The 375-nt window shown below is 68.0% G+C and carries 1 protein-coding gene; it reads right to left on the bottom strand.

Annotated elements, in window-relative coordinates; genetic code table 11:
- On the bottom strand, positions 1-375 hold a 375-nt coding region (locus EN850_RS34185), incomplete at both ends, for a class II D-tagatose-bisphosphate aldolase, non-catalytic subunit (protein WP_145973026.1).

Raw genomic sequence — 375 nt, 5'->3', positions numbered from 1 at the left:
CTGAAGGAGTAGCTGCGCAGCAGGCGCAGTGTGGCGTCATCGCCGTGGTAGTAGGACTGCCAGTACTTCGGCTGCGCCACCATCACCGCGTCCAGCACCTGCGGCAGGCGCGAGCATTGTGCAGCCGGCAGCAGTTCGGCCTCGATCGCAGCCAGCGCGAACAGCGCTTCGCGATAGGCGAAGGTGGCCGCCGGGCCGACCTTGAGGATGGCGAAGTGGTCGCGCACCAGGGCGTGCAGGCCGCTTTCGCGCTGGTAGTCGGTGGAGTGCGCTTCGAACACGATGCGCGGCTGCCGCTCGAGGAAGTTGGCCAGCGCATGGGCGGCCTCCGGGTTGTACTCGTGCACGCTGCTGTGGTCGAAGTCCACGCCCGGC

The organism is Mesorhizobium sp. M8A.F.Ca.ET.207.01.1.1, from assembly GCF_004794715.1.
GTDB lineage: Bacteria > Pseudomonadota > Alphaproteobacteria > Rhizobiales > Rhizobiaceae > Mesorhizobium.
The sequence above is the reverse complement of the archived record's forward strand: the minus strand, read 5'-3'. Positions and strand labels throughout refer to the sequence as shown.